This window comes from Bradyrhizobium sp. 956_D2_N1_4, from assembly GCF_052076025.1.
GTDB classification, from domain to species: Bacteria; Pseudomonadota; Alphaproteobacteria; order Rhizobiales; family Xanthobacteraceae; genus Bradyrhizobium; species Bradyrhizobium barranii.
Genome location: NZ_CP197237.1, coordinates 3,737,727 through 3,756,429 on the forward strand (window position 1 = coordinate 3,737,727; position 18,703 = coordinate 3,756,429).

General features: G+C 64.6%; 18 protein-coding genes. 2 read left to right on the top strand and 16 right to left on the bottom strand.

Annotation, left to right across the window (positions count from 1 at the left end; translation table 11 throughout):
• Entirely contained in the window at positions 1 to 1,590 is a 1,590-nt protein-coding gene (locus tag AB7535_RS17525) for an ABC transporter substrate-binding protein (RefSeq protein ID WP_135216792.1), read from the bottom strand.
• A 252-nt stretch (positions 1,591 to 1,842) separates the two neighbouring features.
• On the opposite strand from AB7535_RS17525, the gene AB7535_RS17530 reads away from it, so the two are divergent.
• On the top strand, positions 1,843 to 2,010 hold the full coding sequence (locus AB7535_RS17530; RefSeq protein ID WP_244623428.1) for a hypothetical protein: 168 nt from the start codon (positions 1,843 to 1,845) through the stop codon (positions 2,008 to 2,010).
• A gap of 216 nt (positions 2,011 to 2,226) precedes the next feature.
• Entirely contained in the window at positions 2,227 to 2,718 is a 492-nt protein-coding gene (locus AB7535_RS17535) for a hypothetical protein (RefSeq protein ID WP_244623427.1), read from the top strand.
• A gap of 13 nt (positions 2,719 to 2,731) precedes the next feature.
• Here the strand turns inward: AB7535_RS17535 and mtnK are convergent, their stop codons facing one another.
• The 15 genes from mtnK to nuoF form a co-directional block, all read right to left on the bottom strand.
• Complete coding sequence (gene mtnK / locus AB7535_RS17540; protein ID WP_135216791.1) at positions 2,732 to 4,018, bottom strand: S-methyl-5-thioribose kinase; 1,287 nt, start codon at positions 4,016 to 4,018, stop codon at positions 2,732 to 2,734.
• 89 nt (positions 4,019 to 4,107) lie between these two features.
• Positions 4,108 to 4,455 (bottom strand): hypothetical protein, encoded by a 348-nt coding sequence (locus tag AB7535_RS17545; protein WP_135216790.1) that lies wholly within the window; start codon positions 4,453 to 4,455, stop codon positions 4,108 to 4,110.
• Positions 4,456 to 4,491: 36 nt separating this feature from the next.
• Positions 4,492 to 4,767 (bottom strand): DUF1467 family protein, encoded by a 276-nt coding sequence (locus tag AB7535_RS17550; protein ID WP_038943027.1) that lies wholly within the window; start codon positions 4,765 to 4,767, stop codon positions 4,492 to 4,494.
• Between the two features lie 11 nt (positions 4,768 to 4,778).
• A complete protein-coding gene (gene mce, locus AB7535_RS17555) occupies positions 4,779 to 5,183 on the bottom strand; it encodes a methylmalonyl-CoA epimerase (protein WP_028149063.1) in 405 nt (134 codons plus the stop codon).
• Between the two features lie 41 nt (positions 5,184 to 5,224).
• Positions 5,225 to 6,895 carry a ribonuclease J gene (locus AB7535_RS17560; protein ID WP_135216789.1) on the bottom strand — a complete coding sequence of 557 codons (1,671 nt, stop codon included), beginning with the start codon at positions 6,893 to 6,895 and terminating at the stop codon, positions 5,225 to 5,227.
• Entirely contained in the window at positions 6,895 to 7,701 is an 807-nt protein-coding gene (locus tag AB7535_RS17565) for a biotin--[acetyl-CoA-carboxylase] ligase (RefSeq protein WP_135216788.1), read from the bottom strand. Before AB7535_RS17565 ends, AB7535_RS17560 begins: the two co-directional genes overlap by 1 nt.
• Before the next feature lies 1 nt (position 7,702).
• Positions 7,703 to 9,139, bottom strand: coding sequence for an NADH-quinone oxidoreductase subunit NuoN (nuoN, locus tag AB7535_RS17570; protein WP_063982984.1), 1,437 nt, complete (start codon positions 9,137 to 9,139; stop codon positions 7,703 to 7,705).
• Positions 9,140 to 9,161: 22 nt separating this feature from the next.
• Entirely contained in the window at positions 9,162 to 10,670 is a 1,509-nt protein-coding gene (locus AB7535_RS17575; protein WP_135216787.1) for an NADH-quinone oxidoreductase subunit M, read from the bottom strand.
• Positions 10,671 to 12,749 carry an NADH-quinone oxidoreductase subunit L gene (gene nuoL, locus AB7535_RS17580; RefSeq protein ID WP_439036702.1) on the bottom strand — a complete coding sequence of 693 codons (2,079 nt, stop codon included), beginning with the start codon at positions 12,747 to 12,749 and terminating at the stop codon, positions 10,671 to 10,673. It lies immediately after the preceding gene.
• Positions 12,750 to 12,757: 8 nt separating this feature from the next.
• Positions 12,758 to 13,066 (bottom strand): NADH-quinone oxidoreductase subunit NuoK, encoded by a 309-nt coding sequence (gene nuoK / locus AB7535_RS17585; protein ID WP_008547737.1) that lies wholly within the window; start codon positions 13,064 to 13,066, stop codon positions 12,758 to 12,760.
• Positions 13,063 to 13,701, bottom strand: a complete 639-nt coding sequence (locus AB7535_RS17590; RefSeq protein WP_028149057.1) for an NADH-quinone oxidoreductase subunit J — start codon at positions 13,699 to 13,701, stop codon at positions 13,063 to 13,065. Before AB7535_RS17590 ends, nuoK begins: the two co-directional genes overlap by 4 nt.
• A gap of 9 nt (positions 13,702 to 13,710) precedes the next feature.
• On the bottom strand, positions 13,711 to 14,199 hold the full coding sequence (gene nuoI, locus AB7535_RS17595) for an NADH-quinone oxidoreductase subunit NuoI (protein ID WP_027529879.1): 489 nt from the start codon (positions 14,197 to 14,199) through the stop codon (positions 13,711 to 13,713).
• A 14-nt stretch (positions 14,200 to 14,213) separates the two neighbouring features.
• On the bottom strand, positions 14,214 to 15,281 hold the full coding sequence (nuoH, locus tag AB7535_RS17600) for an NADH-quinone oxidoreductase subunit NuoH (protein WP_063982981.1): 1,068 nt from the start codon (positions 15,279 to 15,281) through the stop codon (positions 14,214 to 14,216).
• 4 nt (positions 15,282 to 15,285) lie between these two features.
• Positions 15,286 to 17,361, bottom strand: coding sequence for an NADH-quinone oxidoreductase subunit NuoG (gene nuoG / locus AB7535_RS17605; RefSeq protein ID WP_439036703.1), 2,076 nt, complete (start codon positions 17,359 to 17,361; stop codon positions 15,286 to 15,288).
• Between the two features lie 5 nt (positions 17,362 to 17,366).
• Positions 17,367 to 18,692 (bottom strand): NADH-quinone oxidoreductase subunit NuoF, encoded by a 1,326-nt coding sequence (gene nuoF, locus AB7535_RS17610; RefSeq protein WP_014494861.1) that lies wholly within the window; start codon positions 18,690 to 18,692, stop codon positions 17,367 to 17,369.
• Between the last annotated feature and the right edge of the window lie 11 nt (positions 18,693 to 18,703).

The following is an 18,703-nucleotide window of genomic DNA, read 5'->3' on the forward strand; positions in this document are numbered from 1 at the left end:
TCACTTCGCGGGCGAGGTCTCGCCGACCCAGAGGTCTTCGACGTTCTGATGGGTCAGCTCCGTCGCATTGAGCTGAACGCCCTTGAGCCACGGCTGCACCGCCATGACCGCCTTGTTGTAGTTGAAGAACCAGACCGGCGCTTCCTCATAGAGCAGCGCATTGGCCTTTTGCAGCAGCTCGGTGCGCTTTGCGGGATCGTCGGCCTGCCCTGCCGCATCGATCAGCTTGTCGAAGTCGGCATTCTTGTAGTTCATGTAGTTGCAGGCCGGCTGCGGCGTCGAGGAGTGGAAGCATTTGAGCGCGGCCAGGGGATCCGGGCCGGTCGCCTGGGAATAGATGAAGGCCTGGTAGTCGCCGCTGCGCACCACCTCGGCCAGCACCGCGGTTTCGACCTGCTTGACCTTCGCCTTGATGCCGACCTTGTCCAGCATCGGGATCACGGCCGAGACGATCGGCAGGCCCCAGCTTTCATTCTGGCTGGTGGTCCATTCGAACTCGAAGCCCTGCGGATAGCCGGCCTCCGCGAGCAGCTGCTTGGCCTTGGCGGGATCGTAGGGGTAAGGCTTCATCGCCTTGTCGTAGGCTGGAGATGTCAACGGCAGCCAGCTGGTGGCGCGATAGGCTTTGCCCTTGACCAGCTTGCTGATGATCAGGTCGGTATCGATCGCGTAGTTGATCGCCTGCCGGACGCGCTTGTCGGTGAACGGCTTGAACGAGGGATTCATGCCCATATAGCGCGTGAAGACCTCGGCGACTTCGACGATGGTGCCCTTGAGGTCGGCGTCCGACTGATAGGCGACATACTGGGCGGGCCCGAGCACCGAGGTGTCGATCTCCTTGTTGCGGAAGGCGACATCGCGCGCCGCGGCCTCACCCATGATCGACACGATGACCTTGTCGGCGTAGGGCTTGCCGGGCTTGTAGAACCGGTCCCACCGCTCCAGAACGATGCGCGATCCCGGCACGTGCTCGACGAATTTGAAGGGCCCGAGACCGATCGGCTTCTGGATAAAGCTCTCCTTGGCGGCCTCGTCGGCGGGATAGATCGAGGTCAGCGCGGTGAAGAAATAGAAGCCCGGATCGACTTTCTCGGTCAGCTTCATCTCGAGGGTGAAGTCGTCGATCTTCTTCAGGCCGGAGATCTCCTTGGCCTGGCCCTTCTCGACCGCGGCCGCGCCCTCGATCACACGAACAAAACGCGCGCCGGGATAGGCCTTGGTGCCGTCCATGATGCGGTTGTAGGACCAGATGACGTCGTCGGCGGTCATCTTGCGGCCGTTGTGGAAATAGGCGTCGTCGCGCAGCTTGAAGGTGTGAACGAGACCGCCGCCCGAGACCACGTCCTCCTTGGCGAGCTCCAGAACCGGCTTGCCCTCCGCGGAATTCCAGATGTAGAGCGACCGGTGCAGCGCCTTGGCGTAGATCTCGTCCTGGGCGCGCTGCGTGGTGTGAATATCGAGGCTCGTGAAACTCGAACCGTAGGGCGCCGTCATGCGGATGGTTCCGCCCTTGCGCGGCGCCTGGGCCTCCGCCGAGGTGGCGAGCGCCAGCCCCAAACCAGCGACGATCGCGATCATCCTGAACATCATGTGTCCCCCAACAACGCAGGTATTCCGATTAGGGATTTGATCATTCGTAGCCCGTCGAACGCAAGCTTCGTTTTGATGGCGACGGGTTCCGGAACGCGGCGCTCGCGAGACCCTCGGAGGCCAGGTTGCGTCCCAAGCGGTGCAAGCCGCCGATTGCGGTGCATCATGAGCGACCAAGAGCAGTGAACATTTTTCGTGATCAACGCGACCAAGCTCAGGATCGTTATCTGAGCCCCAGGGATCGCGGAAAAAATGAATCGCCGAACGCTAGGTATCTTGCTCGCGGGCGGACTGCTCGCCGCCACGGCCGTGCTGGCAAGCCCGGTCGCGGCCAGCCTCGGCAGGTACAGCGAGGCGGACAGCATCCGGTTCAGCTGGAGTCGCACCACCGGCGTGAACGACTATCTTGACGAAACGTGATGGGCGGTCCGGGGCCATGACACTCCGGATAATTTCGTCGAACGACTGCTGAGCATCCCCGTCAGAGCGGTCGCACGGGGCGCAGGTGCGGGCTTCGAAGCCAGGGTTTCCCAGGGCACCGGCCTGCCACTGCCCGAGAGCTGGAGCATCGCTACGGCGAAGAATTCGCCGTTCATCACGTCGGTCTACGCCGAGACCCCGCGCGATCTCGCGGCTGTGCTCGGCTTCTATCGCGCCGAGCTCGGCAAGCGTGGCTGGATCGAGACGGTGGTCGAACCGGACCGGGCCGTGATCACCTTCACGACGGCCCGTGGTCCGGTCCTGCTCCGGCTTTCCCGTCAGGACGACAGGACAATCGCCGAACTTTCGCTGCGCAAGCCGGGTATCGCGGATGCCGGCCTCCTGCCGAGGCCGAGGCAGGCAAAGCTGATGCTCGGCAACAAGTCGGACGAGGCGGCGGTCATCACCGTCGCCGACCAAACCGTCAAGCTGGCGGCGCACGCCGGCGAGAAACTGGCGCACTCCGACTCCGCCGCAGCCGAAATACCGGACAGCCAAAAGATCGATCTGCCGCCCGGCAAGTACAAGGTCACCCTCAAGGTCGAGGGCGGCACGGTCCAGATCCGGGAGTTCGAGGTCGCGGCCAACGAGACCTGGGGCCTGCTGGCCGGCACGGACGGCGTCCTGCTGCCGATGCGGCTTTATTGAAGCGCATCGGCCTCTAGCCGTTCGCAAACTCCGGCTGCCAATCGCGCAGTTTTCGCGCTGCGCCGGTGACGTCCGAGATGTTCGGAAATGCCCCCGCCTCCACCATCATCGCCCTCGCCAGCCGCACCGCGCGCGCCTCGCTGATCGCCCGCCTCCGCGGGTCCTCGATCAGCTCGAAGTCGATGTTGTGGGCCAGGCCGAAGATACGGCGGAGGGTTTTGGCGGCAGCGAAGCCGACGGTGTCAGTGAATAGCCGCTGCATGTAAGCCTGCCGCTCGGCTTCCAGGCATGCAGCGCCCTTCTCGCCGGCAAAGAGCGATGCCGGATAGGCATCGCCGGTGGCGCCAGCGCGCCAGAGATCGAGGAACTTGCGGGCGAACTCGTTCCAGACCTGCTCGACCGTCTCCAGTACCCAGCTTTCGAACGCCTGCCGCTCACCCGGCGTGCGCTCGTGGCCGGCGGAGGCGAAATAGGCCATCAGGAGGTTCGCAAGCACGGCGCCGACGTCGAATCCCATCGGGCCGTAGAACGCGAATTCGGGGTCGATCACCCGCGTTTGGCTCTCCGTCACCATGATCGAGCCGGTGTGGAGATCGCCGTGGAGCAGCGCCTCGGGACTTGCCATGAACTTCAGCTTCAGCCGGGAGATCGCGACATGCAGCTCCATGTCATCGCGCAGCCCTGCGGCCAGGCGGTCGAGATAAGGCGCAGTCCACCGGTTCTGCTCGGCAATGCGGTAGGGATCGGTGAAGATCAGGTCCTCGGTGATCTTGCAGAGCGCGTGGTTGCCGGCAAAGGCGGCGATGCCCTGCTTCTTCTCGGCCGCCGACAGCGCGAGGTCGGAGGTGAAGAACAGGGTGCGCGCCATGAAGGTGGTGATGTCGTCCACGAAACCGGGATATTGCGTTGCGGCGACCATCCCCTTGCGCATGATGGTGTGGGGCTCAAGCAGCTCCATTACCGTCAGCGCCAGCGTCTCGTTGTGGTGCAGCAGCGCCGGCACGAGACCGGGCGCGAGCTGGGCCTGCTTCGACAAGGCGAGATATTCGTAATGGGCCCGCGACAGCGGCAGCGGCCAGCTCTCGCCGACGAGGCGGACGTAGGGCAGCGCCTGCTTCACCGCGACGCCGCCGCGCGCGCCCTTGACGATGAAGACGAGATTGAGATTGCCGTCGCCGACCTCGGTGATGACCCAGGCGGCTGGCTCGCCGCCGATGAGTGCCTTCAGGTCGGATATGCCCGCGAGATGGTCCCGCAAGGCCGCCTCATGCAGAATCCGGTAGTCCCCCACTTCGGCCATGACGATCCCACCCCATGGTATTTGAGCATGATCTTATCGGAAAACCGCTTCGCACGTTTCCGGATCATGCTCTTGGCATGGCCGGATCGTTACTCCCGCTCAAGGAAGCTCGAGCCGATCTCGGCCTTTCTTTTGATGGGATCGTAATCACAATAGACGCTGTCCGCCACCAGCGTGTAGCTGGCGCTGACGGTGTATTTGTCCAGCTTGACCGAGTTCAGGCCGATCACCGAGGTGCTCTTGCCCCCGTTCCATCGAAACGGCGTCGAGCTCTTGGCCTGCTCGCAGGCCATCACGGCTTCGTTGAAGACAGAGCCCTCGACGAACGCCTTCAGCGTTCGGACCTGCACGGCCATCTTCCACTCGAAATAGCCGATGGCGCCAAGGCCGGCGACGATCAACACCAGAAGCGCGATGACGATCCGCTGAAAAGTCATTCGTTTCCCCCAAAACAATATTGCCGGCAAAAACGTCTAGAACGGCATTCCCATCAATTTGGACAAGCGCTCGATCGAAAGATAGCCGGCATGATAGGCCGCGATGCCGATCCCGTAGATGATCGCCGAGATGATCGTGGTCCAGATCAGCTTGCCTCTCATCCGCGTCAGGACCGGTGCGCCGGGGTCGGTGCCGGGCGCGCCGACGCCGTCCTCGTGCTGGCTGCGCACGCCGAACGGCAGCGTCAGAAACAGCGCGATCCACCAGATGACGAAGTAGATCGCAAGCGCGGTCGATATCTGGATGGCCATGATCCGGCGCCCTACGCCTGCTCGATTTCGACCAGCGCCCCGGAAAAATCCTTCGGGTGCAGGAACAGCACCGGCTTGCCGTGGGCGCCGATCTTCGGCACGCCGTCGCCGAGCACCCGCGCGCCCTCCTTCACCAGCGTGTCACGCGAGGCGATGATGTCGACGACCTCGTAGCAGATATGGTGGATGCCGCCGTCGGCATTGCGCTCGAGGAACTTCGCGATCGGCGAGGCCTCGCCGAGCGGCTCGATGAACTCGATCTTGGTATTGGGCAGCGTCGCGAACACGGTGGTGACGCCATGCTCGGGCAGCGCGACCGCCTCCGAGATCTGCGCCCCGAACGCCGCGCCATAGATCTTCGCGGACTTGACGGCGTCCTTGGTCGCGATCGCGACGTGGTTGAGGCGACCCAGCATGTTTCTTCTCCCTCAGCGCATGATCCGAAGACCATGCTCAACTACACCGTCAGGACGTGTACCAGACAGGGGGGCTTTTTGCCCCAATGTTCGTTGATGACGGCCCGGACAGCGCGTCGCACCGACTCAGCCAGCGCATCCGCATCGCGGCGGCGGGCCTTCGGCAGGCCCTCGATGGTGGAGACCACGGCATCGAAGACGAGGTCGTCGAAGGGCTCGCCGTCCCGGTTCTTCTCGGGAATGCCGACGAGATCGACCTCGGGATCGTCGGCAAGCTCGCCCTGCTCCGTCATCGCGACCGCGACGAAGGCGCAGCCGGAGAAAGCCATGCGGCGGCGCTCGACCACGGCGCGGGACTTGGAGTCCTCCAAGATCGTGCCGTCCTTGTAGATCCGGCCGGAGGGCACCTCGCCGATGATGCCGGGATCACCCGGGCCGAGCTTGATCAGGTCGCCGTTGCGAACGACCAGGACGCGCGGCACGCCGGCGGCGCGCGCGAGCTTGGCATGCTCGTTCAGGTGCAGCGCCTCGCCATGGACGGGGATCAGGAGCTGCGGCTTGGTCCAGGCGATCATGTCGCGCAATTCGTCGCGGCGGGGATGGCCGGAGACGTGGACCAGATGGTCGCGGTCGGTAAGGACCTCGACGCCCTGCAGCACCAGATTGTTGATGATCGAGCCGACGGCCTTCTCGTTGCCCGGGATGGTGCGCGAGGAGAAGATCACGCTGTCGCCGCGGTTGAGCGTGATCTCGGGATGGTCGTCATTGGCGATGCGCGCCAGTGCCGCGCGCGGCTCGCCCTGGCTGCCGGTGCACAGCGCCAGCACCTTGTCCTGCGGAAGATGGCCGTAGACCTCGGGCGAGCGGAAGTTCTGCACGCCGTCGAGATAACCGGTCTCGCGCGCGACCTGCACCACGCGCTCCATGGCGCGGCCGACCACGACGACCTCGCGATCGGCAGCCCTGGCCGCGGCAGCGACGGCCTTGATGCGCGCGACGTTGGAGGCGAAGGTCGTCACCGCGACGCGGCCCTTGGCGGCCTTGACCAGATCGATGATGGTTCGCGCGACCTCGGCTTCCGAGGGCGAGCGGCCGTCACGCACGGCGTTGGTGGAATCGCCGATCAGGGCGAGCACGCCCTCCTCGCCCAGTTCCCGTAGCCGCTTCTCGTCGGTCGGGCTGCCGAGCGTCGGGGTCGGGTCGATCTTCCAGTCGCCGGTGTGCAGCACCGTGCCGACGTCAGTGTGGATCGCCAGCGCGTGCGCTTCCGGGATCGAATGCGCGACGGGAATGAACTCGACGTTGAACGGCCCGATATCGACGCGGCCGCCCGACGGCACCACCGTCACCGGGATTTTCGGCGCGTTGCGCTCGGCGGCGCATTTGGCCTCGAACAGCGCCGCGCTGAACTGCGTGGCATAGATCGGGCATTTCAGCTTCGGCCAGAGGTCGATGATGGCGCCGAAATGGTCCTCATGGGCGTGGGTCAGCACGAGACCCATCAGGTTCTTGCGTTCCTTCTCCAGGAAGCTGATGTCGGGCATGATCAGGTCGATGCCCGGCAGATGCTCCTCGTCGCCGAAGGAGACGCCGAGATCGACCGCCAGCCAGGCGCGCTGCTGGCGGTTGCCGAGGCCGTAGATCGACAAATTCATGCCGATCTCGCCGACGCCGCCGAGCGGCGCAAATACCAGTTCGTCAGGCTTCGCCATCACGCAGCTCCCACGGAGGCGGCCGAGCCGAAGAACACCTCGCCGGCCGCCACCGGCAGGCGTCGGCCGTCAACGGTGCGGACGATCAGGCAGCCGGTGTCGTCGATGGTGTCGAAAATGCCTTCCAGCGTCATCGTTCCCGTGTTGATCGCGACCCGTTCGCCGAGGCCGCAGGCGCGCTCCAGCCAGAGTTTGCGGATCTCCGCAAAGCCGCGGCCATTGTCCCAGATGCCGAGGAACTCGACCCAAGCGTCCGACAGCGCCGAGAACAGCTCTTCCGCGCTGATCTGGACGCCGAGCGCGGCCAGTGACACGGCTGGCGTCGGCGTACCCTCCGGCGCCGCCACGACGTTGGTGCCGATGCCGACCACGACGGCGAGACGATCGCCGATGGCCTCGGCTTCGAGCCCAATGCCGACCAGCTTCTTGCCGCCCGCGAGGACGTCATTCGGCCATTTCAGGGCGTATCTGGGCCTGTCAGGACCAAGCCGGAGCGCGGCCTCGAGGCTGACCTTCTCCAGCGCCGCCTCTTCCGCAAGCCCCGCCGCAAACCCGATGGTGGCGGCAACCGCAGGCGCAATATCCAGCACCTCGAGGACGCTGGCGGCGAGATTGCCCTTTGGCGCGATCCAGGCGCGCTGGCGCCGGCCACGACCGGCGGTCTGGTCGGAGGTGACGAACCACATCGGGCCGCGTTCGCCGGCCCGCGCGTGCTCGATGGCGTCGGTGTTGGTCGAGCCGGTCCGTTCGAAAGCTGCGAGCTTGTAGCCCGCCGAGAGTGCGCGAGGACCGAGCGCGAACCCCATCCTAAAACAGCGACTTTGCCGCGGCGGAGGCGACGCTCACCACCGGGCCCGCGAACAGCGCGAAGAGGATGTTGAACAGGCCAAAGACAGCCAGCACAGTCTTCACCTCGACGCGCACCGGATCGACCTGACCGGCCGGCTCGTCGAAGTACATCGTCTTGACGATGGTCAGGTAGTAGTAGGCGCCCACGACGCTGGTCAACACGCCGATGACGGCGAGCGTGAACAGGTTCGCCTTGATGGCGGCGACGAAGACGTACCATTTGGCGAAGAAGCCCGCGAGCGGCGGGATTCCGGCGAGCGAAAACAGCAGCATCGCGAACATGAAGGCGAGCAGCGGATTGGTCCGCGACAGACCGGCGAAATCGCTGATCTTCTCGACGGCCTGGCCGTTGCGCTTCATCGCCAGAATGACCGAGAACGAGCCGAGCGTCATCGCCACATAGATCACGATGTACATCAAGACGCCCTGCGCGCCCTCGACGGTGCCGGAGGCGAGGCCGACCAGGGCAAAGCCCATGTGGCCGATCGAGGAATAAGCCATCAGGCGCTTGATGTTGGACTGGCCGATCGCGGCGAAAGAGCCGAGCGCCATCGAGGCGATCGCCACGAACACCAGGATCTGCTGCCACTGCGAGACGATGCCGGGGAACGCGGTCAGCGTGACGCGCGTGAAAACGGCGAGCGCGGCCACCTTCGGCGCCGAGGCGAAGAAGGCGGTGACCGGCGTCGGCGCGCCCTCGTAGACGTCAGGCGTCCACATGTGGAACGGCACGGCCGAGACCTTGAAGCAGAGGCCGGCGAGCAGGAAGACCAGGCCGAACACCAGGCCGATATTCGAGACCGTCGCGGCCGCCGCGATGCCGGTGAAGCTGACCGTGCCGGTGAAGCCGTAGACCAGCGAGGAACCGTAGAGCAGCATGCCCGAGGACAGCGCGCCGAGCACGAAGTACTTCAGGCCGGCTTCGGTCGACTTGGCGTTGTCGCGGTTCGAGGCCGCCACGACATAGAGCGCGAGCGACATCAGCTCGAGGCCGAGATAGAGCGAGATCAAGTCGCCGGCCGAGATCAGCACCATCATGCCGAGCGTCGAGAGCAGCACCAGGATCGCGTATTCGAAGATCCGGCGCGACGGGTCCGACAGGAACTCGGTCGACAGCACCAGCGTCACCGCCGAGCCGATCAGGGCCAGGATCTTCATGAAGCGGGCAAAATCGTCGACGATGAAGCTGCCGCCGAAGGTGACGTGCTTGCCCGCAGGCTGTGCGTAGACGAGCACGCCGACCACGACCAGCAGCAGGACCGAAAGCGTCGTGACGGTCTTGGTGGTCTCCTGCCCGCGATAGGCCCCCAGCATCAAGAGTGCCATGGCGCCGACCGCGAGCACAATCTCGGGCAGCACCGGCGCCAGTTGATAACCTGCAGTCTCAAAGCTCATGGCGATATCCTGACCTGCCCGATCACTGGAGCAGTGCGGCGGCCTTCACGGCCGTCACAGCGGTGTTGTAATTATTGACGAGTTGCTGGACCGAGACTGCCGACATGTCGAGCACCGGCTTCGGATAGACGCCGAACAGGATCGTCAGCGCGATCAGCGGGAACAGCGTCACGCACTCGCGGAAAGTGAGATCCTTCATGCTCGCCAGCGACGGCTTGACCAGCGCCCCGAACACGACCTTGCGGTACAGCCACAGCGCGTAGCAGGCCGACAGGATCACGCCGAAGGTCGCGAAGAACGCGGTCGGGATCGAGACCTTGAAGGTGCCGAGCAGCGTCATGAACTCGCCGACGAAGCCGGAGGTGCCGGGCAGACCGACATTGGCCATGGTGAAGATCATGAAGGTCAGCGCGTAGAGCGGCATCCGGTTGACGAGGCCGCCATAGGCCGCGATCTCGCGGGTGTGCATGCGGTCGTAGACGATGCCGACGCAGAGGAACAGCGCGCCGGAGACGATGCCGTGCGAGATCATCTGGAACACGCCGCCGGCGACGCCCTGCATGGTGCCGGCGAAGATGCCCATGGTGACGAAGCCCATATGCGCCACTGACGAGTACGCGATCAGCTTCTTCATGTCCTCCTGCATCAGCGCCACCAGCGAGGTGTAGATGATCGCAATCGCGGAGAGCGTGAAGATCAGCGGCGCGAAGTCGTGCGAGGCCAGGGGGAACATCGGCAGCGAGAAGCGCAGGAAGCCATAGCCGCCCATCTTCAGCAGGATCGCGGCCAGAACCACCGAGCCCGCGGTCGGCGCCTCGACGTGGGCGTCGGGGAGCCAGGTGTGCACCGGCCACATCGGCATCTTCACCGCGAACGACGCGAAGAAGGCGAGCCACGCCCAGGTCTGCAGGGATCGCGGCACGGCGGTGTGCATCAGGGTCGGGATGTCGGTGGTGCCGCCGTTCCAGTACAGCGCCATGATGGCGAGCAGCATCAGCACCGAGCCGAGCAGCGTGTAAAGGAAGAACTTGAACGACGCGTAGACCCGGCGCGGACCGCCCCAGACGCCGATGATCAGGAACATCGGGATCAGGCCGCCCTCGAAGAACAGGTAGAACAGCACGAGATCGAGCGCCGAGAAGGTGCCGATCATCAGCGTTTCCAGGATCAGGAACGCCATCATGTATTCGCGGACGCGGTTGGTGATCGCCTTCCAGCTCGCGATGATGCAGAACGGCATGATGGCGGTGGTCAGGATCACCAGCGGCAGCGAGATGCCGTCGACGCCCATGTGGTAGGTGATGCCGGTGGCGAGCCAGTTCGCCTTCTCGACGAACTGGAAGTCGGCGCTCGACGGATCGAAGCGCATCACCAGGATCACCGACACCGCGAAGGTGATCAGCGTGGTCCACAGCGCGATCCAGCGCGCATTGCGCCGAGCCGCCTCGTCATCGCCTCGGCTGAGATAGACGATCAGCGCGCCAACCAGCGGCAGGAACGTCGTGACCGAAAGGATTGGCCAGGTTGTCATTTACTGGCCTCCAAAGCCGAACATGAACCAGGTGATCAGGCCGGCGGCGCCGATCAGCATGGCGAACGCGTAGTGATAGAGATAGCCGGTCTGGATCTTCACCACGTTGCGGGTGACGTCCAGCACGCGGGCCGAGATACCGTCGGGACCGAGACCGTCGATGATGAAGCCATCGCCCTTCTTCCAGAGCTGATAGCCGATCCACTTCGCCGGACGGACGAAGATGACCTCGTAGAGCTCGTCGAAGTACCATTTGTTGAGCAGGAACTGGTACAGCATCGGCTGCGTGTTCGCGAGCTCGACCGGCAGATACGGCCGGCGGATGTAGAACAGATACGACACCAGGAAGCCCAGCACCATCATCACCGTCGGCAGGATGGCGATGGTCTCGGGGATGTGGTGCATCTCCTCGATGATGTGCGGGTTCATCTTCACGGACTCGCGGAAGAACTCCTCGACGCCGTGACCGGCGAACAGCTCCTTGAACGGGAAGCCCGCGACGATCGAGCCGACCGCGAGAACGCCGATCGGGATCAGTATCCAGAGCGGAGCCTCATGCGCGGCCTCGTAGTGATGCTCGTCATGGGGCTCGCCGTGGAAGGTCTTGAAGATCAGGCGCCAGGAGTAGAACGAGGTCAGGCCGGCGGCGACGACCGTCATCAGGAAGCCGTACATCGCGAACGGATTATGCGAGGCGTAGGCGGACTCGATGATGGCGTCCTTGGAGAAATAGCCCGCCGTGAGCGGGAAGCCCGTGAGCGCCAGCGTGCCGATCACCATCACCGCATAGGTGTAGGGGATCTTGCGCCAGAGGCCGCCCATGTTGCGGATGTCCTGCTCGTGGTGCATCGCGTAGATCACCGAGCCGGAACCCAAGAACAGCAGCGCCTTGAAGAAGGCGTGCGTGAACAGGTGGAACATGCCGACCGAATAGGCCCCTGCTCCCATCGCCACGAACATGTAGCCGAGCTGCGAACAGGTCGAGTACGCGACGATGCGCTTGATGTCGTTCTGGACGAGGCCGATGGTCGCGGCGAAGAACGCCGTGGTGGCGCCGAAGAACATCACGACGGCCTGCGCGTTCGGGGCGAGTTCGAACAGCGGCGACAGGCGCGCCACCATGAACACGCCGGCGGTGACCATGGTCGCCGCGTGGATCAGCGCGGAGACCGGGGTCGGGCCTTCCATCGCGTCCGGCAACCAGGTGTGCAGCAGGAACTGCGCCGACTTGCCCATCGCGCCCATGAACAGCAGGAGGCAGGTCAGGGTCAGCGCGTCGGCGTGCCAGCCGAGGAAGTCGATGGTCTTGCCGGTCAGGCTCGGAGCTGCATGGAAGATGGTCTCGAAATCGGTCGAGCTCGTCAGCATGAAGATCGCGAAAATGCCGAGCGCGAAGCCGAAATCGCCGACGCGGTTGACCACGAAGGCCTTGATCGCCGCCGCGTTCGCCGACGGCTTCTGGTACCAGAAGCCGATCAGGAGATAGCTCGCGAGACCCACGCCTTCCCAGCCGAAGAACAGCTGCACGAGGTTGTCGGCCGTCACCAGCATCAGCATGGCGAAGGTGAACAGCGAGAGATAGCCGAAGAAGCGCGGCCGATACGGATCCTCGTCCATGTAGCCGATGGAATAGAGGTGCACGAGCGAGGACACGGTCGTCACCACCACCAGCATCACGGCGGTGAGCGTGTCGACCCGCAGCGTCCAGTAGACCTGGAGGTCGCCAGACATGATCCAGGGCAACAGCGGAATGCGCATGTCGTGGTGCATGAAGCCGACATCGACCAGCGTCATCCAGGACAGCGCCGCCGAGACGAACAGCAGCGCGGTCGTGATCAGCTCGGCGCCCCGCGAGCCCGCGGCCGGCGGCTCGACCGGGCCATGGCCATGGTCATCGGGAGCGTGATCGTCGTGACCATGGTCGTCATGGGCCGCCGACGCATGCGCGTCGCCGTGGCCATGATCGCCGTGATGCTCGACCGCGTCGCCCGAGGGGTGGCGGGCATGCGCGCCGAACAGCGCGATCAGGCCAGCAAGGATGGCGCCCAGCAGAGGCAGAAAGACAATCGCCTGAACCATGACTGAGCTCAGCCCTTCATCAGATTGACGTCCTCAACCGCGATCGAGCCGCGGTTGCGGAAATAGACCACCAGGATGGCGAGACCGATCGCGGCTTCCGCAGCCGCAACCGTCAGCACCAGCAATGCGAAGACCTGGCCGACGATGTCGCCGAGGAAGGTCGAGAATGCGACGAGGTTGATGTTGACCGAGAGCAGGATCAGCTCGATCGACATCAGGATGACGATGATGTTCTTGCGGTTCAGGAAGATGCCGAGGATCCCGAGCGTGAACAGGATCGCGCCGACCGCCAGATAATGTCCGAGCCCGATCGTCATTTCACCCACTCCGCCGCGTCGCTGTCCTGGAGCCCCTGCCCCGACGCCACCTTGCGCATCGCCATCGCCATCTCGGGCGTGCGTGCATTCTGAACGTTGATGTCCTGCCGCTTCACGTTCGCCTTGTGGCGCAGCGTCAGCACGATGGCGCCGATCATGGCGACCAGCAGCACCATGCCCGCGAGCTGGAAGTAGTGGATGTACTTCGTATAGAGCACGAGCCCGAGCGCCTCGGTGTTGCTGACATTGGTCGGGATCGCCGCCGTGATCGTCTTGGAGACGCCGGGGTTGATGACCCAGAAGCCGACGGTGAGCAGCAGTTCGAACAGGAAGATGCCGCCGATCACGAGGCCCACCGGCAGGTACTCGATGAAGCCCTCGCGCAGCTCGAGGAAGTCGACGTCGAGCATCATGATCACGAACAGGAACAGCACCGCGACGGCGCCGACATAGACGACGATCAGGATCATCGCGAGGAATTCGGCGCCCATCAGCACGAACAGGCCGGAGGCGTTGACGAAGGCCAGGATCAGGTACAGCACGGAGTGCACGGGATTGCGCGAGACAATCACCATCACCGCCGAGGCGACACAAACGCCGGCGAAGAGATAGAAGAACAGCGCGGGAAGGATCATGCTCTCATCTCACCGGTACGGCGCGTCGAGCTCGATCGCTTTCGCGATCTCGCGTTCCCAGCGGTCGCCATTGGCGAGCAGCTTGGCCTTGTCATAGAACAGTTCCTCGCGGGTCTCGGTCGCGAATTCGAAGTTCGGACCTTCGACGATGGCGTCGACCGGACAGGCCTCCTGGCAGAGGCCGCAATAAATGCACTTCACCATGTCGATGTCGTAGCGCACGGTGCGGCGGGTGCCGTCGTTGCGGCGCGGGCCGGCCTCGATGGTGATGGCCTGCGCCGGGCAAATGGCTTCGCACAGCTTGCAGGCGATGCAGCGCTCTTCGCCGTTCGGATAGCGGCGCAGCGCATGCTCGCCGCGGAAGCGCGGCGAGATCGGGCCCTTCTCGAAGGGATAGTTCAGCGTCGGCTTCGGCTGGAAGAAATAGCGCATGGCGAGGAAGAACGCCGAGACGAATTCCGACAGCAGGAGCGAGCGTGCAGTGGCGTTGATGTTGATACCCATGACGGCCCTCACTTCGGCGCGATGCCGGCGAAATGCAGCACACCGGCCACCACGACCACCATCGCCAGCGACAGCGGCAGGAACACCTTCCAGCCGAGGCGCATCAATTGGTCGTAGCGGTAGCGCGGCACGATCGCCTTTGCCATCGCGAACAGGAAGAACATGAAGAACACTTTGAGCGAGAACCAGATGATCCCCGGCACCCAGTTGAAGGGCGGCAGATCCACCGGCGGCAGCCAGCCTCCGAGGAACAGGATCGTCGCCAGCGCGCACATCGTGACGATCGCGACATACTCGCCGAGCATGAACAGCAGATACGGCGTCGAGCCGTATTCGACCATGAAGCCGGCGACGAGCTCTGATTCAGCTTCCACGAGGTCGAACGGCGGACGGTTGGTTTCCGCCAGCGCCGAGACGTAGAAGATCACGAACATCGGGAACAGCGGCCACACATACCAGTTCAGGATGGTGAGCTGCGGCAACCCGATCAGGCTGGCGAGGCCACGGGCATGCTGGGCCTCGACCACGGCCGACAGGTTCAGCGTGCCGGCGCAGAGCAGCACGGTGATGATGACGAAGCCGATCGAGACCTCGTAGGACACCATCTGCGCCGCCGAGCGCAGCGCGGCCAGGAACGGGTATTTCGAGTTCGACGACCAGCCGGCCATGATGATGCCGTAGATCGACAGCGACGAGATCGCGAAGATGAAGAGCACGCCGACATTGATGTCGGAGATCACCCAGCCGAGATTGGTCGGGATCACCGCCCAAGCGGCGAGAGCGAGCACGCAGGACACCAGCGGCGCCAGCAGGAATACGCCCTTGTTGGCGCCGGACGGGATGATCGGCTCCTTGAGCACGAACTTCAGCAGGTCCGCGAAGGACTGCAGCAGGCCCCAGGGGCCGACCACGTTCGGGCCGCGGCGGATCTGCACTGCCGCCCAGATCTTGCGGTCGGCAAGCAGGATGTAGGCGATCGCGACCAGCAGGACGACGAGCACCAGGACGCTCTCCGCGACCATGATGATCAGCGGCCAGAGGAAACCGGTCCAGAATGCGCTTTCGAAGAATTCCATCGGCTCACTCCGCTGCGGTCAGCATCTGCCCGGAGGCAAGCCGCGAGCATTCCGCCATCACGGCGGATGCACGCGCGATTGGGTTGGTCAAATAGAAGTCCTCGATCGCCGGCTTGAACGGCGCCTTCTCCGGCGAGCCGCCCTTCCCCGCCAGCTTCTTGATCTGGTCGGCGGCGCCGGCTTCGATCTGGTCGAGACGGATCAGGTGCGGCACGGCCTTGAAGATCGCCTGGCGGAGCGCCGACAGCGAGTCATAGCCGAGCTTCTTGCCGAGCGCCTCCGACAGCGCGCGCACGATCGCCCAGTCCTCGCGGGCTTCGCCCGGCGGGAACGCGGCACGGCCGGTCATCTGCACGCGGCCTTCGGTGTTGACGTAGATCGCGGACTTCTCGGTGTAGGCAGCCGACGGCAGGATCACGTCGGCGCGATGCGCGCCGCGGTCACCATGGGTGCCGATATAGACGACGAAGGTGCCGTCCGACGGCTTGATCTCGTCGGCGCCGAGCAGGAACAGCAGGTCCAGCGTGCCGAAGGTCGTCATCTGCGCCGCGTTCAGCCCACCTGCCGTGGCGGAGAAGCCGATATCGAGCGCACCAACGCGCGAGGCGGTCTCGTGCAGCACGCCGAAGCCGTTCCAGCCGTCCTTCACCGCACCGACATCGAGCGCGAGCTTGGCGGCGGCGGCGAGAATGGCAGCGCCGTCGTGACGCGAGGCCGCGCCTGCGCCGACCAGGATGATCGGGTTCTTGGCGTTCTTCAGCACGTCCATGAAGGAGTGCTTGCCGGCCGCGAGCTCGCCGAGCGTGTCGGTGCCTGCACCCAGATGATCATAGTCGTAGGTCAGGTCGACCTTGGCGCCGATCACGCCGACCTTGAAGCCGCCGGCGCGCCAGCGCTTGCGGATGCGGGCGTTGAACACGGCCGCTTCCTTGCGCGGATTGGCGCCGATGATGAGCAGCGCATCGGCCTGCTCGACGCCGACCAGCGTCGGATTGAAGATGTAGGAGCCGCGGCCGAGCGCGGGATCGAAGGCGTCGCCGCCCTGCACCGCCAGATTGCCCGAGCCGTACTTGGCGAGCAGGTCCTTCAGCGCGAACATCTCTTCGACGCCGGCGAGGTCGCCGGCGATCGCGCCGATGCGCTTGCCGTCGGTGCGCGCCGCTTTCGCGGCGATCGCGGCAAAGGCTTCCGGCCAGCTCGCCGCACGCAGCTTGCCGGCTTCGCGGATATAGGGCCGGTCGAGACGCTGGGTGCGCAGGCCGTCGACGACGTGACGGGTCTTGTCGGAGATCCACTCCTCGTTCACGGCCTCGTTGATGCGCGGCAGCACGCGCATCACCTCACGACCGCGGGTGTCGACGCGGATCGCCGAGCCGAGGCCGTCCATCACGTCGATCGACTGGGTCTTGCCGAGCTCCCACGGGCGCGCCGCAAAAGCATAGGGCTTCGAGGTCAGCGCGCCGACCGGGCAGATGTCGACGAGATTGCCCTGCAATTCCGACGTCAGCGCGTGCTCGAGATAGGTCGTGATCTCCATGTCCTCGCCGCGGCCGGTGGCGCCCATCTCGGGCGCGCCGGCGACTTCCGCCGAGAAGCGGACGCATCGCGTGCACTGGATGCAGCGGTTCATCGAGGTCTTGACCAGCGCGCCGAGGTACTTGTCCTCGACGGCGCGCTTGTTCTCGGCGAAGCGGCTGGTGTCGACACCATAGCCCATCGCCTGGTCCTGAAGGTCGCACTCGCCGCCCTGGTCGCAGATCGGGCAGTCCAACGGATGGTTGATGAGAAGGAATTCCATCACGCCTTCGCGCGCCTTCTTCACCATCGGCGACCGCGTGGAGATTTCCGGCGGCTCGCCCTTGGGGCCCGGACGGCAATCGCGCACGCCCCAGGCGCAGCTTGCGACCGGCTTCGGGCCGCCCTTCACTTCGACGAGGCACATCCGGCAATTGCCGGCGATCGACAGCCGCTCGTGATAGCAGAAGCGCGGAATCTCGGCGCCCGCAGCTTCGCACGCCTGGAGCAGCGTGTACTCGGCGGGGACATCGATCTCTTTTCCGTCGATGATGAGCTTGGTCATTCTCTCTACTCCGCCGCGACCATGTTCACTGGATCGCGGACGCCGATATCGTCGATGTCAGCCTTGTGCGAATACTGGTCGATGCGCGCTTCGATCTCGTGACGGAAATGCGCGATCAGGCCCTGGATCGGCCAGGCGGCTGCGTCGCCGAGCGCGCAGATGGTGTGGCCTTCGACCTGCTTCGTGACTTCGAGCAGCATGTCGATCTCGCGCTTGTGGGCGCGACCGTCGGCCATGCGGGTCAAGACGCGCCACATCCAGCCGGTGCCCTCGCGGCACGGCGTGCACTGACCACAACTCTCGTGCTTGTAGAAATAGGAGATGCGGGCGATGGAGCGGATCAGGTCGGTCGACTTGTCCATCACGATCACGGCCGCGGTGCCGAGGCCCGAGCGCAGCTTGCTCAGGGAGTCGAAATCCATCGGCGTATCGATGATCTGTTCGGCCGGCACCATGCGCACCGAGGAGCCACCGGGGATCACGGCCTTGAGGTTGTCCCAGCCGCCGCGGATGCCGCCGCAATGCTTCTCGATCAGCTCACGGAACGGAATGCCCATGGCCTCTTCGACGTTGCAGGGCCGCTCGACATGGCCGGAGATGCAGAAGAGCTTGGTGCCGACATTGTTCGGACGGCCGATGCCGGCGAACCAGGCCGCGCCGCGGCGCAGGATGTCGGGCGCAACCGCGATCGACTCGACGTTGTTGACGGTGGTCGGGCAGCCGAACAGGCCGACATTGGCCGGGAACGGCGGCTTCAGGCGCGGCTGGCCCTTCTTGCCTTCGAGGCTTTCGAGCAGCGCGGTCTCCTCGCCGCAGATATAGGCGCCGGCGCCATGCGCGACGTAGATGTCGAACGGCCAGCCGTTGACATTGTCCTTGCCGACGAGCTTCGCCTCATAGGCCTGGTCGATCGCGGCCTGGAGATGCTCGCGCTCGCGGATGAACTCGCCGCGGACATAGATGTAGCAGGCATGCGCGTTCATCGCGCAGCTCGCGATCAGGCAGCCTTCGATCAGGAGATGCGGATCGTGCCGCATGATCTCGCGATCCTTGCAGGTACCGGGCTCGGATTCGTCGGCGTTGACGACGAGATAGCTCGGCCGTCCGTCGGTCGATTCCTTCGGCATGAACGACCATTTCAGGCCGGTCGGGAAGCCGGCGCCACCGCGCCCGCGCAGGCCCGACGCCTTCATCTCGTTGATGATCCAGTCACGGCCCTTGTCGATGATATTCTTCGTACCATCCCAGGCGCCGCGGCGCCGCGCGCCCTCGAGCCCCCAGTCGTGGAGGCCGTAGAGGTTCTTGAAGATGCGGTCCTTGTCCTCGAGCATTTCAGTGCTTT

Coding starts and splice junctions, on each gene's coding strand:
- AB7535_RS17525 (WP_135216792.1), bottom strand. CDS start 1,590: ATGATGTTCAGGATGATCGCGATCGTCGCTGGTTTGGGGCTGGCGCTC.
- AB7535_RS17530 (WP_244623428.1), top strand. CDS start 1,843: ATGAATCGCCGAACGCTAGGTATCTTGCTCGCGGGCGGACTGCTCGCC.
- mtnK (WP_135216791.1), bottom strand. CDS start 4,018: ATGGCCGAAGTGGGGGACTACCGGATTCTGCATGAGGCGGCCTTGCGG.
- AB7535_RS17545 (WP_135216790.1), bottom strand. CDS start 4,455: ATGACTTTTCAGCGGATCGTCATCGCGCTTCTGGTGTTGATCGTCGCC.
- AB7535_RS17550 (WP_038943027.1), bottom strand. CDS start 4,767: ATGGCCATCCAGATATCGACCGCGCTTGCGATCTACTTCGTCATCTGG.
- mce (WP_028149063.1), bottom strand. CDS start 5,183: ATGCTGGGTCGCCTCAACCACGTCGCGATCGCGACCAAGGACGCCGTC.
- AB7535_RS17560 (WP_135216789.1), bottom strand. CDS start 6,895: ATGGCGAAGCCTGACGAACTGGTATTTGCGCCGCTCGGCGGCGTCGGC.
- AB7535_RS17565 (WP_135216788.1), bottom strand. CDS start 7,701: ATGGGGTTCGCGCTCGGTCCTCGCGCACTCTCGGCGGGCTACAAGCTC.
- nuoN (WP_063982984.1), bottom strand. CDS start 9,139: ATGAGCTTTGAGACTGCAGGTTATCAACTGGCGCCGGTGCTGCCCGAG.
- AB7535_RS17575 (WP_135216787.1), bottom strand. CDS start 10,670: ATGACAACCTGGCCAATCCTTTCGGTCACGACGTTCCTGCCGCTGGTT.
- nuoL (WP_439036702.1), bottom strand. CDS start 12,749: ATGGTTCAGGCGATTGTCTTTCTGCCTCTGCTGGGCGCCATCCTTGCT.
- nuoK (WP_008547737.1), bottom strand. CDS start 13,066: ATGACGATCGGGCTCGGACATTATCTGGCGGTCGGCGCGATCCTGTTC.
- AB7535_RS17590 (WP_028149057.1), bottom strand. CDS start 13,701: ATGATCCTTCCCGCGCTGTTCTTCTATCTCTTCGCCGGCGTTTGTGTC.
- nuoH (WP_063982981.1), bottom strand. CDS start 15,281: ATGGAATTCTTCGAAAGCGCATTCTGGACCGGTTTCCTCTGGCCGCTG.
- nuoG (WP_439036703.1), bottom strand. CDS start 17,361: ATGACCAAGCTCATCATCGACGGAAAAGAGATCGATGTCCCCGCCGAG.
- nuoF (WP_014494861.1), bottom strand. CDS start 18,692: ATGCTCGAGGACAAGGACCGCATCTTCAAGAACCTCTACGGCCTCCAC.